The organism is Arthrobacter sp. MDT2-16 (assembly GCF_054510925.1).
Genome location: NZ_JBTNDP010000002.1, coordinates 111,799 through 126,173 on the forward strand (window position 1 = coordinate 111,799; position 14,375 = coordinate 126,173).

The 14,375-nt window shown below is 71.6% G+C and carries 12 protein-coding genes and 1 pseudogene; 7 read left to right on the forward strand and 6 right to left on the reverse strand.

The features are described 5' to 3' along the window. Window positions 1-132: 132 nt before the first annotated feature. Together ACX80N_RS05100 and ACX80N_RS05105 are read right to left on the reverse strand one after the other, a co-directional pair. On the reverse strand, window positions 133-2,262 hold the full coding sequence (locus ACX80N_RS05100) for an acyl-CoA dehydrogenase family protein (RefSeq protein ID WP_459338556.1): 2,130 nt from the start codon (window positions 2,260-2,262) through the stop codon (window positions 133-135). Further along, a complete protein-coding gene (locus tag ACX80N_RS05105; RefSeq protein WP_459338557.1) occupies window positions 2,259-3,041 on the reverse strand; it encodes a TetR/AcrR family transcriptional regulator in 783 nt (260 codons plus the stop codon). Before ACX80N_RS05105 ends, ACX80N_RS05100 begins: the two co-directional genes overlap by 4 nt. A gap of 63 nt (window positions 3,042-3,104) precedes the next feature. Here ACX80N_RS05105 and ACX80N_RS05110 point away from each other — a divergent pair, with 63 nt between their 5' ends. From ACX80N_RS05110 to ACX80N_RS05135, 6 genes are all read left to right on the forward strand, one after another. Then, window positions 3,105-4,421 carry an acetyl-CoA C-acetyltransferase gene (locus ACX80N_RS05110; protein WP_459338558.1) on the forward strand — a complete coding sequence of 439 codons (1,317 nt, stop codon included), beginning with the start codon at window positions 3,105-3,107 and terminating at the stop codon, window positions 4,419-4,421. Beyond that, on the forward strand, window positions 4,421-5,803 hold the full coding sequence (locus ACX80N_RS05115) for a 3-oxoacyl-ACP reductase (protein WP_459338559.1): 1,383 nt from the start codon (window positions 4,421-4,423) through the stop codon (window positions 5,801-5,803). The genes ACX80N_RS05110 and ACX80N_RS05115 overlap by 1 nt, the downstream gene beginning before the upstream one ends. After that, window positions 5,800-6,723, forward strand: coding sequence for a MaoC family dehydratase (locus ACX80N_RS05120; protein ID WP_459338560.1), 924 nt, complete (start codon window positions 5,800-5,802; stop codon window positions 6,721-6,723). The genes ACX80N_RS05115 and ACX80N_RS05120 overlap by 4 nt, the downstream gene beginning before the upstream one ends. Window positions 6,724-6,876: 153 nt before the next feature. Then, entirely contained in the window at window positions 6,877-7,845 is a 969-nt protein-coding gene (locus ACX80N_RS05125; RefSeq protein ID WP_459338561.1) for a trypsin-like serine peptidase, read from the forward strand. 129 nt (window positions 7,846-7,974) lie between these two features. After that, window positions 7,975-9,231 carry a kynureninase gene (locus ACX80N_RS05130; RefSeq protein WP_459338562.1) on the forward strand — a complete coding sequence of 419 codons (1,257 nt, stop codon included), beginning with the start codon at window positions 7,975-7,977 and terminating at the stop codon, window positions 9,229-9,231. A 2-nt stretch (window positions 9,232-9,233) separates the two neighbouring features. Further along, window positions 9,234-9,980, forward strand: coding sequence for a M50 family metallopeptidase (locus ACX80N_RS05135; protein ID WP_240614972.1), 747 nt, complete (start codon window positions 9,234-9,236; stop codon window positions 9,978-9,980). Window positions 9,981-9,994: 14 nt separating this feature from the next. On the opposite strand, the gene ACX80N_RS05140 is transcribed toward ACX80N_RS05135, so the two are convergent. Continuing rightward, window positions 9,995-10,267, reverse strand: coding sequence for a hypothetical protein (locus ACX80N_RS05140; protein ID WP_105030645.1), 273 nt, complete (start codon window positions 10,265-10,267; stop codon window positions 9,995-9,997). Window positions 10,268-10,506: 239 nt separating this feature from the next. On the opposite strand from ACX80N_RS05140, the pseudogene ACX80N_RS05145 reads away from it, so the two are divergent. Next, window positions 10,507-11,133, forward strand: a pseudogene (locus ACX80N_RS05145) (NAD-dependent epimerase/dehydratase family protein); the annotation flags it as partial. Here the strand turns inward: ACX80N_RS05145 and ACX80N_RS05150 are convergent. From ACX80N_RS05150 to ACX80N_RS05160, 3 genes are all read right to left on the reverse strand, one after another. After that, window positions 11,124-11,336 carry a hypothetical protein gene (locus ACX80N_RS05150; protein WP_459338765.1) on the reverse strand — a complete coding sequence of 71 codons (213 nt, stop codon included), beginning with the start codon at window positions 11,334-11,336 and terminating at the stop codon, window positions 11,124-11,126. The pseudogene ACX80N_RS05145 and the gene ACX80N_RS05150 sit on opposite strands and share 10 nt — an antisense overlap. Before the next feature lie 196 nt (window positions 11,337-11,532). Next, on the reverse strand, window positions 11,533-13,158 hold the full coding sequence (locus tag ACX80N_RS05155; RefSeq protein ID WP_459338563.1) for an ABC transporter permease: 1,626 nt from the start codon (window positions 13,156-13,158) through the stop codon (window positions 11,533-11,535). After that, window positions 13,158-14,144: an ABC transporter ATP-binding protein gene (locus ACX80N_RS05160; RefSeq protein WP_459338751.1), complete on the reverse strand. Its 987-nt coding sequence runs from the start codon at window positions 14,142-14,144 to the stop codon at window positions 13,158-13,160. Before ACX80N_RS05160 ends, ACX80N_RS05155 begins: the two co-directional genes overlap by 1 nt. Window positions 14,145-14,375 lie beyond the last annotated feature (231 nt).

Consider the following 14,375-nt stretch of genomic DNA (forward strand, 5'->3'; position numbering starts at 1 on the left):
GCCGTCTAGCCGGGGCAGGAAAGCCCACGGCACGAGGAAGGCCCGGGACGTGATGTCCCGGGCCTTCCTCGTGCCGGGAGCGACCCGACGGAGCCGGGCTGCCGATCCCGGCTCCTCCACCCGACCCTTCGGTCAGCGCGGCGCGCGTACCTTCGCGGTCTTCGTGGCCTTCTTGGCCTTCTTCTCCTTGGCCTCGCGGGCCAGGAGCGTCTTCTCGTCGATCGGGGCCTCACCGCTGGCGCGGCGGCGGCGCAGGTACTCGGCCGCTTCCTCCTGGCGTTCCTGCTCGGCGCCACCGGCGACGGCGGAGCGCAGGTGCTCCGGGCCGTAGCCGAACGCCTCGACGAGATCCAGGGCGTGCGGGCGGATCTTCACCAGCAGGCGGTTGATGTAGCCGTCCAGCGTCCGGGCGCGCTGCGAGGACAACCGGCCGTTCATCAGGAACCAGGCGAGGTCCTTCTCGATCAGGCACAGGCCGAACAGGTCGCGCAGTCGCGTGAGGACCTCCCGCGTGCCGGGGTCCTCGAGCTTCTTCAGTCCGCGCGTGAAGGCCTCCCACTGCAGCAGTTCGGCGTGCGCGTGGGCCACCTCGATGAGCTCGTCCTGGTGCTCGTTGAACAGTGCGGCAGCCTTCTCCTGCGACATGCCCTTCGCTCCGCGCAGGACGGCGGCGAGCTCGGCCACGCGGGCCTGCACGCGATCCGTCAGCAGTTCGCGCTGCGTGTCCTCGTCGCGCAGGGCGATCGCGGACTTCTTCTCCGAGCCGGAGTCGGCGACGGTCTGGGCGACCCGCCGGAGCCCCGAGCGGTGCAGGGTCCTGCCCGCAGCCTGGGTGACGACATACCGGGCGAGCACCCCGAAGTCCACGCCCTTGAACTCGCGGGCGTAGTCGGTCAGCAGGCGCTTGGCAACCAGCTGCAGCAGGACGGTGTTGTCGCCCTCGAAGGTCACGTACACGTCGAGGTCCGCGCGGAGCGAGGCGAAGCGGTTCTCGATGAGGAACCCCTGCCCGCCCGTCGCCTCGCGGCACTCCTGCAGCGTGTCGAGTGCCAGCCACGTGCTGAGCGGCTTCAGGGCTGCGGCGAGGGTCTCGAGGTCCTGGCGGTCCTCGTCGGTGTCGTGCTCGCCGGAGAAGACGCCGTCGAACTTCTCGAGGAGTTCCTCGTGCGCGAAGGACGCGGCGTACGTCGCGGCGAGGCGGGGCAGGAGCCTGCGCTGGTGCCGCTGGTAGTCCATCAGCACCTCCTCCTTCAGGTTCGACGACGCGTTGAACTGGCGGCGCTGCGTGGCGTAGGTGATGGCGGCGGTCAGGGCCAGCTTGCTGGCGGCGACGGCGGCGCCGTCGAGCGAGACCCGGCCCTGCACGAGGGTGCCCAGCATCGTGAAGAAGCGGCGCCCCGGCGAGGCGATGGGCGAGCTGTACGTGCCGTCCTCGGCGACGTCGCCGTAGCGGTTGAGCAGGTTGGTCCGCGGGACCCGGACGCCGGTGAAGTGCAGCCGCCCGTTGTCGATGCCGTTGAGGCCGCCCTTGATGCCGTCGTCCTCGCCGCCCACGCCGGGCTTGAAGGTGCCGTCCGCGTCGCGCAGCTCCACGTAGAGGCCGTGCACGCCGTGGTTCACGCCGTTGGTGATGAGCTGTGCGAAGACCACGGCGGCGCGACCGTCCACAGCCGCGTTGCCGATGTAGTCCTTCCAGGCGGCGCGGAAGGGGGTGTCGATGACGAACTCGTCGGTGGCAGGGTCGAACGTGGCGGTGGTGGCGATGCTCGCGACGTCGCTGCCGTGGCCGGTCTCGGTCATGGCGAAGCAGCCCGGGATCTCCATGTCCATGATGCCCGGCAGCCACGCCTCATGGTGCCGCTCGGTGCCGAGGTGCAGCACGGCGGAGCCGAAGAGGCCCCACTGGACGCCCGCCTTGATCTGCAGCGAGGGGTCGGCGACCACGAGCTCCTCGAACCCGGCGATGTTCCCGCCGTTGTCGCCGTCACCGCCGAAGGCCTTCGGGAAGGCGCGGTGGACGGCCTTCTGTCCCACGAGGTAGTGGAGCTGGTCGAAGCAGCGCAGGCGGTGCTCGGTGTGCGTGAGGCCCTCGATCTTGTGCAGCTCCGGGCGTCCGGCGAGTTCCCGGGCGATCCGGCGGACATGGGCCCAGCGGCCGAGGAGCAGCTCCCCGAGCTCCGCGACGTCGACGGTGGCCTGGTCGTCGTCCCTGATGTCGGCCGTCGCGGGGATCTGCTGCGGCCTGGAGATGGTGTCGGTCATGGCGTGTCCTTCGCTGGTCGGCGGATTGCGGGGGAGGTCCGGGAGGGGGCGGCAGGGGAGTGCCGGGCGGCCGGCACTACGAGGTCCTCGTAGCGGCTGATGCCGTCGAAGAGCCAGTCCGTGATGTGGCGGGCCATCTGCTCCTCGCTCGGTTTGTCGGGTCCGTCAGGCGTGCAGAGCCAGTGCTCGCCAGCGGCGCGGACCATGCCGATCGCCGCCGCGGGCCAGTACCGGGGCGCGGCGTCGTCGGGGCCGGCCGCCCGGTCCGGGGAGAGCAGGTAGGCGCGCATGGGCCGCGCGACCATCTCGGTGATGGCGGCGAGGAAATGGGCGAGGGTGTCCTGGTCGCCGTCGTCGGCCGCCGCGGATTCGGCGATCCCCACCCGCGTCACGAAGGCGTAGACGTTGGGCGAGGTCTGGGCCATCTGCAGGTAGGCGAGCACCATCGAATGGAGGCCCTCGCGGGGCGTGGATGCGGCCTTCGCGGCGTCGATCACCTTCTGCTGCATCTGCCCGATGACCACCTCCGCCATGGCCCGCTGCAGGCCGGTCTTGTCGCCGAAGTAGCGGTAGTAGACCGACTTGGAGGTGTCGGCGGCGGCGGCGATGTCCTCCATCGACGCCTTCGGGCCGAGGGAGCTGACGGCGCGCCGCGCGGTCTTGATGAGCTGCCGTCGCCGCTCGGCACGGTGCTTCTCCCAACGGCTGGAGCGTCCGTCGGGGACCGTCTGCCCGTCGGGCACCGTGGAGGCACTCTTGAGGGCAGTGGGCAGCTTCATGATACCTAGCGTATCAGGTACGCTAGGTATCGGTAATCCACCCTCTCGCACCAGGAGCACTCCATGGCAGATCAGCACGGGGCGCGCAACGCTGCCTCCACACCCCGCACGGCAGTCGTCATCGGCGGCAACCGCATCCCCTTCGCCCGCTCGGGAGGGGCGTACGCCTACTCGTCCAACAAGGACATGCTCATCGCGGCCCTCGACGGACTGGTCGCCCGCTTCGGCCTCCAGGGCGAGCGCATCGGCGAGGTCGCCGCAGGCGCCGTGCTCAAGCACTCGCGCGACTTCAACCTGACCCGGGAAGCCGTGCTCCGCTCCGCACTCTCGCCCGAGACCCCCGCCTACGACCTGCAGCAGGCCTGTGCCACGGGGCTCGAGACGGTGGTGGGGCTCTCCAACAAGATCAGGCTCGGTCAGATCGAGTCGGGCATCGCCGGCGGCGTCGACTCCGCCTCCGACGCCCCCATCGCCGTGAGCGAGGGACTGCGGCGCGTGCTGCTCGACCTCTCGCGCGCCAGGACGACGCAGCAGAAGCTCACCACCCTCGCCAAGCTCCGCCCGAAGGACCTCGCACCCAACGCCCCCACCACGGGCGAGCCCCGCACGGGCCTGTCCATGGGCGAGCACCAGGCCCTCACGACGGCGGCCTGGGAGATCACCCGCGAGGCGCAGGACGAGCTCGCCTTCCGCAGCCACCGGAACCTCGCGGCCGCCTACGACCGCGGCTTCTTCTCCGACCTCATGACCCCGTACCGCGGGGTGACCCGGGACGCCAACCTCCGCGCGGACACCTCGCTCGAGAAGCTGGCGAGCCTCAAGCCCGTCTTCGGCACGTCCCTGGGGACGCCGGCGACCATGACGGCGGGCAACTCGACCCCGCTCACCGACGGCGCGGCCGTCGTCCTGCTCGGCAGCGAGGAGTACGCGACGGCCAACAACCTGCCCATGCTCGCGAACGTCGTCGACGCCGAGGCGGCGGCCGTGGACTTCGTCCACGGGGACGAGGGACTGCTCATGGCCCCGGTGCACGCACTGCCCCGCCTGCTCGAGCGCAACGGCCTCACCTTCGAGGACTTCGACTTCTTCGAGATCCACGAGGCCTTCGCCGGGACGGTCCTCAGCTCGCTCGCGGCCTGGGAGGACGCCGACTACTGCAAGCGCGTCCTCGGGCTCGACGGCGCCCTCGGCAGCATCGACCGCTCCAAGCTCAACGTCAACGGCTCCTCCCTCGCGGCCGGGCACCCCTTCGCCGCGACCGGCGGGCGCATCGTCGCGTCCCTCGCCAAGACGCTCTCCGAGCGGGGCGGCCGCGGGCTCATCTCCGTCTGCGCCGCGGGCGGCCAGGGCGTCGTCGCGATCCTCGAGGGCAGGAACTGATGGCCGACGCCTACCTGGACTTCGTCAACACGCCGTTGCCCGGCAGGATCGCCAAGGCCCTCGGCCTGCCGCGGCCCTCGGTACTGCGGCGCTACTCCCCGGGGGAGGTCCTCGCCCCGCAACCCGTCCTCGTGACAGGAACGGGCGCCGGAGCCGACGCGCTCGCCGATGCCCTGCTGGGCTGGGACGTCGAGGTCCGGCGGCACGTGCTGCCCGGTGAGAAGCTGAGCGCCGCCGTCGTCGTCCTCGACCGCGCGGGCACCCCCGCCGACCTCGCGGCCCCGATGCTCGAACTCGGGCAAGCCATGAGGCTGCTCGTGCCGGGCGGGCGCGTCGTCGGGTTCCTCCGATCCGCCGCCGACACCACCGATCCGGCGGAGGCCGCGGCCCGCCAGGGGATCGACGGCGCCCTCCGGTCCGTGGCGCACGAGCTGCGCGGTGGGGCGACCGCCAACGGGATCGTGCTGCGCGGCACCACCCCGACGACCGATTCCACCGCCCTCGGTGCCCTGCGGTTCTTCCTGTCCGGCCGGAGCGCGTACGTGGACGGCCAGTTCATCGAGGTGACCTCCGCTCCCGCCGAGGGGGTCGCGGACCTCGCCGCGGCGAACCGCTCGATGTCGGAGGGGGAGGGCGTCCCCGACCAGCCCCTCGCGGGCAGGACCGCCGTCGTGACCGGCGCCGCGCGCGGCATCGGCGCGAAGATCGCCGAGGTCCTCGCCCGCGACGGCGCCCGCGTGGTCGCCGTCGACGTCCCCGCGGCGGGCGAGCAGCTCGCCAGGGTGGCCAACGGCGTGGGCGGCACTGCCCTGCAGGTGGACATCACCGCCCCCGATGCAGCAGCACGCATCCTCGACCACGTGGGCCGGCGCTTCGGGACGCTGGACATCGTGGTGCACAACGCGGGCATCACGAGGGACAAGCTGCTAGCCAACATGGATGCATCCCGCTGGGACTCGGTCATCGCCGTGAACATCGCATCCCAGTTGGCGATGAACGAGCAGCTCCTCGCCTCGCCCGTGTTCTCGGACACGGGGCGGATCATCAGCCTCGCCTCGACGAGCGGCATCGCGGGCAACCGCGGGCAGAGCAACTACGCCGCCTCCAAGGCAGGGGTGATGGGCATGGTCCGCGCACAGGCCGTGGCCTTCGACGGCGCCGGACGCACCATCAACGCCGTGGCGCCGGGCTTCATCGAGACGGAGATGACGGCGAAGATCCCACCGCTCACCCGTCAGGTGGCGCGGCGCCTGAGCAGCCTGCAGCAAGGCGGGCTCCCCGTCGACGTCGCCGAGACCATCGCCTTCCTGGCCTCCGACGCGGCAGCGGGCATCAACGGGCAGGTGGTCCGGGTGTGCGGGCAGAACCTGGTGGGCGCGTGAGCGGGGCGCTGACGGAGGACGTTCCCCTCGACGGTGTGCCGAACCTGCCGCAGCTCTACCGTCAGGCGCTGGCGCTCACCGTGTGGCGCAGGATCCGGAGGGAGGCCCTGCCCACCGTCCTGCCGGCCGTGCGGCACCGCGCCGACGGCGTCGCCGTGGACCTCGGCGCCCTGACGCGGTTCCAGCACCTGATCGGTTCCACGGTGCGGGACCGCCTGCCGTCGGCGTACCTCCACACCCTCGCCTTCCCCGTGGCCATGAGCGTCCTCGCGCGGGCGGACTTCCCGCTGCCCCTGCTGGGCATGGTCCACCTCAGCAACGAGGTGCACCAGGACCGGCAGGTCGGGGCGTTCGAGCACCTCGACGTCATGGCCCGGGCGGAGGACCTGCGTCCCCACCCGGCCGGCACGCAGGTGGACGTCGTCGTGGAGACGAGCGTGGACGGCGAGCGTGTCTGGACCGGCCGCTCGGTCTACCTCGCCCGCGGCGTGCGGTTCGACGGCGGGACCGCGGAGCCCCGGGGCGACGAGGATCGCCCGCCGTTCGCGGCGCCCGTGCCGACGGGTCTCTGGCGGCTCGACGCCGGGACGGGCCGGCAGTACGCCGCGGTGTCCGGGGACTGGAATCCCATCCACCTGAGCGCGACGTCCGCCAGGGCGCTGGGCATGAGGCGGGCCATCGCCCACGGCATGTACCTCGCCGCCCGCATGGTGGACGAGGCCGTACCGGCGCCGTCCGGGGCGCTGGACTGGCGGATCGACTTCACCACGCCGGTCCTGCTCCCCGGGACCGTGGCGACCTCCTTCACGCGTGAGCAGCAGGACCGCGGGGCCGGCGTCGGCGGCGGGCTCGTCGAGGTGATGGGCTGGTCGGCCGAGCGCCGGCGGCCGCACTTCACGGGCTGGGTGCGCGCCGAATAGTTCCATGCCGCCGCGGCCCTGTCCAGAGCCCGCATGAATTTCGGGGGCACTTCCTCCGAAACAGCCGTTCGCACTGGCAGGGCCTCAGGGCGCGGGGCACACTCCAGGAAGCAGCCCCCGCAGGCTGCCCCACTGTATGGAAAGAGGAGTCACGTGAACTCTCGAGGTCTCAAAGCCGGCATGATCGCTGCGTCGGCCCTGATGGCATCAGCGCTGATGACAGCAGGTCCCGCCCAGGCAGCACCGGCAGTACCGCCCGTCGACGCCGTCGTCGCCGGCACGCAGTCCCACCAACAGGACCAGAGCCAGGCGGCGCTCGACGCCTACTGGACCGCCGACCGCATGAAGAACGCGAAGCCTGCGAACACCATCAACTCAGGCTGGGCCGCCGAGGGCCGGTCGGTCCTGCCGAAAGCGGGCCAGGAGGCGGTGACGAAGGCACCCAAGGAGCCCGTCGTCGAGCCGCGCGCCACCGCGCAGTCACCCGTCTCCCGCATCGGCAAGGTGTTCTTCACCCAGGGCGGCCAGAACTACGTCTGCTCCGCCAACTCGGTGCAGAGCGGAAACCAGAGCACGGTCGCCACCGCCGGCCACTGCACGCACGACCTCGCCACGGGCTGGGCCACCAATTTCGTCTTCGTCCCCGCGTACAGCAACGGCGCGGCGCCCTACGGCAAGTGGACGGCCCGCTCGCTCCACGCGGCCAGCGAGTGGGTCTCGCGCGGCGACATCAGCTACGACGGCGCATTCGCCGTCGTGAACACCCTCAACGGCAGGACCCTCGCGGCGACCGTCGGCGCGTCCAGCATCGGCTTCAACATGGCGCGCAACCTCACGTACACCGCCTACGGCTACCCCGCGGCGGCGCCGTTCACCGGCGAGCGTCTCTACAGCTGCTACGGGACGGCCTCCGCGGACCGGATCGGCGGCACGCAGTCGCAGGGCATCCCGTGCGACATGACCGGCGGCTCGTCGGGCGGCCCCTGGTTCGTCGGGTCCGGCGCGTCCGGCACGCAGAACTCGGTCAACAGCTTCGGGTACAACACGCAGGCGAACGTGATGTACGGGCCGTACTTCGGCCGCTCCATCCAGTCGGCGTACTCCACCGCGGCCTCCCGGTAGCCCGCGGGCACGCGCACTGATCGATCGGTGGGAGGACGGTCCCCCCAACGGGGCCGTCCTTCCGCCGTCTGCGGCCACCCGCGCCGCCGTGACCCTGACCGCCCGGGCGGGTCCACCTAGACTGGGGCCATGACCGGCCCCACCCTCGCCCTCCGCGCGGCGGACCTCGACACCGCCGACCCGCTCGCCCACCACCGCAAGCTCTTCCTCGGCTCCGACGACGGCGCCGTGCGGTCCTACCTCGACGGCAACTCCCTCGGCCGTCCGCTGGCCACCACGCTCGACAGCCTGGGCTCGTTCGTGGAGACCCAGTGGGGCGGGCGCCTGATCCGGGGCTGGGACGAGCGCTGGCTCGAGCTGCCCCAGCGCATCGGCGACCAGCTGGGCCGCGTGACGCTCGGCGCGGCGCCCGGGCAGTGCGTGGTCGCCGACTCCACGAGCGTCCTGCTCTACAAGCTCGCCCGCGCCGCGGTCGCCGCACGCCCGGACCGCTCCGAGATCGTCGTCGACCGCGACAACTTCCCCACGGACCGCTTCATCGTCGAGGGCATCGCCCGCGAGCGCGGACTCACGCTGCGCTGGATCGACGTGGCGTACGACGGCGGAGCCACCCCCGCGGACGTCGCCGCCGCCGTCGGACCGCGGACCGCGTTGGTCCTGCTCAGCCACGTGGCCTACCGTTCCGGGTACATCGCCGACGTCCCCGCCATCACGGCGATCGCCCACGACGCGGGAGCCCTGGTGCTGTGGGACCTCAGCCACTCCGTGGGGTCCGTGCCCGCGGAGCTTGACGCCTGGGACGTCGACTACGCGGCGGGCTGCAGCTACAAGTACCTCAACGGCGGCCCCGGCGCTCCGGCCTGGGCCTACGTGGCCGAACGCCACCTGCCCACCTTGGACCAGCCGATCCTCGGCTGGCTGGGCAGCGCCGACCCCTTCACCATGGGTGCCGCCTACCAGCCGGCGGAGGGGATCCGGCGGCTCGTCTCCGGCACCCCACCCATCATCGGCATGCTGGCCATGCGCGAGATGCTGGATCTCATCGGGGACGTCGGCATGCCGGCGGTCCGGCGCAAGTCCGAACTCCTGACCGCCTTCGCGGTGGACGCGGTGGACGAAATGCTGGCCCCGTTCGGCGTCGTGCTCGCCTCGCCGCGCACGGCGTCCGAGCGGGGGAGCCACATCACCATCGACCACCCCGCCTTCGCCGGCATGGTGCCCGAGCTGTGGCAGGAAGGTGTCATCCCCGACTACCGCAACCCGGGCGGGATCCGGCTGGGCCTCTCGCCGCTGTCGACCTCCTTCTCCGAGGTCGCGGTGGCGGTCGAGGCGATCGCCGCCCGCCTCGCGGCCTCGGGCGGTCCCGTTGCGGGCGGCAGCTCCTGAGCGTGACACCCTTCGACCCGGCCCTGCTCTGGGAACGGATCACCGGCGGGTTCGCCCGCGCGCTCCCGCCGGAGATCGGCGTCGCCGGTCTCACCGCGATCGTGGTGGTGGCCGTCGTCCTGTCGGTGCCGCGTCGCTCGTGGCGGTTCTTCGGCCTCTTCGTCACCGTCGTGCACGAGCTCGGTCATGCGGTGGCCGCGCTGCTGACACTGCAGCGCGTCACCGGGATCACGCTGCGCCTCGACCATTCCGGGACCACCACGAGCAGGGGGCGCCGCGGCTGGCGCGCAGCCTTCACGACCTTCTGGGGGTATCCGGTGCCCGCCGTCGTGGGTGCGGTCCTCGTCTGGAGTGCCGCCCACGGCTGGGCCGCCGCAGCGCTCTCCGTGGGTGCGCTGGTCCTCGTGGCCGCGCTCGTCCTCATCCGTAACGGGCAGGGAGTCCTCATCCTGGGCAGCAGCGCCGCCGCGTCGCTGGCGCTTGTGTGGTTCGGGGGAGGGGCGCCGGCCGGCTATGTCTGCCTGGTCCTCGGTATCGCCCTGCTGGTGGGGTCGTGCCGGGACTGGGTCAAGGTGGTGCGCGTCCACGTACGGCAGCGGGACCTCGCCTCCTCGGACGCCTTCCTGCTGCAGGGTGCCACGCGCGTCCCGTCACCGGTGTGGCTCGCGTCCTTCGCGCTGGTCATCGGGACCGCGCTCGCCGTGTCCGTCGGACCGCTGGCGCTCATCGCCGGGCCCGCTCTGGGCTGAACGGGCGTCAGGGATCAGCCGCAGCGCCGTGTGCGGCCGGAGCTGTAGGGAGCGCCCTGCTGCCGGCACAGGTCGTCGAACAGTTCGTTGACGGCCTGCGCGATGCAGTCCCGCTCGTGGTCGGGCAGGTCGATCAGCCCGTGCAGGTAGGCGTTGACCTCGTACTCGTCGATGCCACCGCCCATGCTGAAGTAGTGGAGCCAGAGCTCGCCGGTCGAGATGTTGGCGCGCTGCATGGCATCGAACGTCAGGGCGTACTGGTCCTGGTCGGGGGTCGTCTCGTCCACGCCATCCATTCCATGCGTTCGGGCCACTCGCGGCATGACCCGTGGTGCGGGTCGCTCTCCAGGCCAGCATACGCACGCCCGGCGGTGACGGGAGTCCTGGCCTCGGGGTGGCGCCCGTGCATACGCCGGTCCTCGCGGCGGGAACGCTGCTCGCCCGAGGTCGAGCGGCCGGGGTTCACCCTAGACGGGACGTCGTCCGCGCCATACCCTGCAGATGTCCAGGAGGAAGGGTGCGGACAATGCGTGTGCTTCTTGCGGGGGCCTCCGGCGCCCTCGGCATCCCCCTGCTCCGACGGCTTCTCGCGGCAGGCCATGACGTGTGCGGGACGAGCCGATCGAGCGCCGGTGCCGGACGCATCGAGGCGGCCGGCGGTTCCGCACTGATCCTCGACGTGCTGGCACGCGACACGTTCCTGAGGGCGGTGCGCGGGCGCCGGTTCGACGCCGTCATCCACGAGCTGACATCGCTGAGCAAGGCCCCGCTGAGGCATCGCGACATGCGGGCGACGAACCGGTTGCGCGATCTCGGCACCACCCATCTCCTCGAAGCCGCCCACGAGACGGGTGCCCGCAGGTTCCTCACGCAGTCGATCGTGTTCGGGTACGGATATCGCGACCACGGCAGCGAGCCCCTCACGGAGGAATCCCCGTTCGGCGTCCCCGCCGGCAACGCCTTCGACGAGCACCTCGAGGCGATGGTGTCCGCGGAACGGCAGACCCTGACCGCTGCCGGCATCGAGGGCGTCGTCCTGCGGTACGGCCTGCTGTACGGCGCCGACGCGGAGACGATCGCAGCGATGCTGCGCAGGCGGGCCCTTCCGGTCGTGCGGCACGGGGGCGAGATCCCCTTCGTACATCACGACGACGCCGCGGCCGCCACGGTTGCCGCACTCGGGCAGGGCAGCCCGGGGCGCGTGTACAACGTGGTGGATGACACCCCGGCGACCTTCAGGGAGTATGCGGACGCCATGGCCGATGCCCGCGGTCTCCCGCGCCCGCTGACCGTCCCCGCGTGGGTCCTCGCCGCCGCCGCCCCGTACGGGACGTCGCTCTTCTCCGGGATCTCCATGCGGGTGGCGAACGCCCGCGCCCGACGCGAACTCGGCTGGAGTCCGCGGTTCCCCGCTGTCGTCGACGGCGTCAGCGGGGGGACGAACCCCCGTTCAGCGGAGGCCGCTAGCGGGGGGAGTCTGCGGCGACGGGTACGGCGTCCGACTGCCCGACCGCCCTCTGCGCGACTGCCCTTCGCCCGGCCTCCGCAGGACTCAGCCTCCCGTCCGCAGTTCACGGCGGCCCGCGATCACTGTTCCACCCGTGATCGCCGCGGCAGCGATCACGAGCATCCAGACGCCGCCGGTCCAGTCGACGCTGTCCCCGGCGGGCACCGGGGAGTTGGCGAACGGAGACAGGTCGACGATCCACTCCGGGAGCCCGATGAGTCCTCCGAAGATGCCGAGGATCGTCGCGAGGCCGAGCAGCGACCAGGTGAGGGGGACCGTCAGCGCGGGCAGGAGGACGAAGACGACGAGCGCGACGCCGAGGAACACGAGCGCTACCGGCACCTGCCCGACGGCGGCCTGGGCAGCGTCGCCGATCGCGGCGGACGTCTCGCCGCCACCCGCCGCTCCGAGCACTGCGCCGAGGAATGCCGCCAGCAGCACGATGGCGATGCCGAGAGCGCCTGCGCCGACGTACGTCGCCGCCCAGCGCAACCGCCCGACCGGACTCGACCCGAGGAGTAGTTCGGCGGTGCCGCTCGTCTCCTCCTGACGCGCCCTGATCATCACCTGGATGGCGCAGGCAGCGGCGAGCATGCCGACAAGCGAGAAGATCGTCGCCACGAGCGCCTGCTCCAGTGTGGATCCGGCCTGGGAGAGGCGTCCGAGTGTCGCCGCGACCTCCGGTGCCTGTTCACCGATCCGGCCGACGAGGGTGGTCAGCGTCGTCGCGAGCACGCCGGCGACGAACGCGCCGACGGCCCAGGCGAGTACGCCTGCGCGCGTGAGTCGCCAGGCGAGTCCGAAGGACCCCGAGAGTGCCGCAGGCGCCGTCGCCCGGCCGGCACGCGGAGCGAGAAGGCTCGCGCCGGTGTCCCGGACCGACTGCAGCGCGAGGACGACGGCGACGAGCACTGCAGCGAACACGAGATCGAGCAGGAGCGGCATGAGGTCGTTCTGGTTCCAGGCCCCGGTGCGCTGCGCCCAGCCGATCGGCGACAGCCGGCTCGGCCAGGCGGGCGTGACGGACAGCAGGTCCGGGGATGCGGTACCGGCGGCGTCGCCGAGGCCGCGCAGGACGTACGCGCCCACCACGAAGGCGACGGAGAGACCGTTCGCGCCGCGTGAGGTGCGCAGAACCTGGGCGGCGAAGAGCCCGAAGGCGAGGAACGCGACCCCGCATGCCGCGACCGCCGCACCCGCGACTCCTGAACCGGTCGCGTCGAGGCCGCCCGCGACGAAGGCCACGGCCACCGCGGCGCCGAGGACGGCATTCGCCCCGATCCCATGCACCAGTGTGGCGAGCACCGGCGTCATCCGCCCGGCCGATGTCGCGGAGACCATCTCCGCGCGCCCCTGCTCCTCATCGCCACGGGTGTGCCGGACCGCGAGGAAGGTACTCATCAGCCCGGCGAGCAGTGCCAGGAACGCGAAGATCGCGAAGAACGTCACCTCGTCGAGTCCGGCCCCGTTCGGCGTGCCACGGAACACGAGGACAGCCGGTGTCGCAATGGCAAGCGCCAACAGGGTACGGCGTTCGTCGGCGCTCCCGAACGTGTCGGCGAGCGAGACGGTCGCGAACAGCGCGAGCGCGGCAGTACCGATGATCCACAGCGCGAGCTGCACCCGGTCGCGGCGCAGGCGCAGACCGAGCAGCAAGCCCAGGGCGGACATCAGACCTGCCCGGCGGCGACGGCCCGCTCGGATGTCCTACCGGGGACTATCTCGTCGCCGTAGTGACGCAGGAACAGCTCCTCGAGCGACGGCGGCGCCACGGTGAGTCCCTGCACGTTCCGGCGGGCGAGTTCGGGAAGCACGGCGGCCACCCGGTCGCTGTCGATCGTGAAGGTCAGTCTGCCGTGGTCCACGATGACGTCGTGCACGTCGGGGATGCCCTTCAACGAGCCGGGTGCGGCGGCGCCCTTCAGCGCGTCGCCCGCCATATCCGCTTGTCCCTCGGCAGAGAAGGTGATCTGGGTGCGTGTGAGGTGGCGGAGCTCGGCGAGCGTGCCGGATTCGACGGTCCGGCCGGCGCGGATGATGCTGACCCGATCGCAGAGCTCCTCGACCTCCGAGAGGATGTGACTCGACAGCAGGACCGTTGCGCCCTCGGCGGCGACGCGGGCCACCTCCCGATTGAAGACGACCTCCATCAGCGGGTCGAGGCCGCTCGTCGGTTCGTCCATGATGTACAGGTCGGCGGGCGTCGCGAATGCTGCGATGAGCGCGACCTTCTGCCGGTTGCCCTTCGAGTACGCGCGGCCCTTCTTGCGCGGGTCGAACTGGAACGCCTCGACCAGACGGTCGCGGCGTCCCCGATAACCGGCCTTATCGTCCGGGCTCCCGCGGAGCCGGCCCAGCAGGTCGACCGCCTCGCCGCCCGAGAGATTCGGCCAGATGCTGACATCGCCCGGCACGTACGCGATCCGTCGATGCAGAGCGGATGCCTCCTTCCACGGGTCCCGGCCGAACACGGTCACCTCACCGGCGGACGCCCGCGCGAGCCCCAGGAGGATGCGGATGGTCGTCGACTTCCCGGCACCGTTCGGGCCGAGGAAACCGTGCACCTTTCCCGGTGCGACCTCGAGATCGAGGCTGTCGAGAGCGAGCGCGCGACCGAAACGTTTCACGAGACCGCGGACCTGGATGGGGGTGCTCATGGCACCGAAGATACTCAGATCCATAACGTTGTCCATGCTCCTGACGGATGACTTATGGGTACGCGTTGGTCCCAGGCACCGCAGGCGTAGGCGGCGATCCCACGCGAACGCTTCGTCGACGCGCTGCGGCGCGGTGGGCCGGATGTCGTCGATGTATCAGGGCACGATCGCCGGCTTCCGCCGCCGCGCCACAGCCGCCGATGCAACAACACCGGCGTACCCGTGGTAATG

Excerpts from the sequence above, each read along its gene's own strand:
- ACX80N_RS05100 (WP_459338556.1), bottom strand. The coding sequence starts at position 2,262 with ATGACCGACACCATCTCCAGGCCGCAGCAGATCCCCGCGACGGCCGAC.
- ACX80N_RS05105 (WP_459338557.1), bottom strand. The coding sequence starts at position 3,041 with ATGAAGCTGCCCACTGCCCTCAAGAGTGCCTCCACGGTGCCCGACGGG.
- ACX80N_RS05110 (WP_459338558.1), top strand. The coding sequence starts at position 3,105 with ATGGCAGATCAGCACGGGGCGCGCAACGCTGCCTCCACACCCCGCACG.
- ACX80N_RS05115 (WP_459338559.1), top strand. The coding sequence starts at position 4,421 with ATGGCCGACGCCTACCTGGACTTCGTCAACACGCCGTTGCCCGGCAGG.
- ACX80N_RS05130 (WP_459338562.1), top strand. The coding sequence starts at position 7,975 with ATGACCGGCCCCACCCTCGCCCTCCGCGCGGCGGACCTCGACACCGCC.
- ACX80N_RS05150 (WP_459338765.1), bottom strand. The coding sequence starts at position 11,336 with ATGGAGATCCCGGAGAAGAGCGACGTCCCGTACGGGGCGGCGGCGGCG.
- ACX80N_RS05155 (WP_459338563.1), bottom strand. The coding sequence starts at position 13,158 with ATGTCCGCCCTGGGCTTGCTGCTCGGTCTGCGCCTGCGCCGCGACCGG.
- ACX80N_RS05160 (WP_459338751.1), bottom strand. The coding sequence starts at position 14,144 with ATGAGCACCCCCATCCAGGTCCGCGGTCTCGTGAAACGTTTCGGTCGC.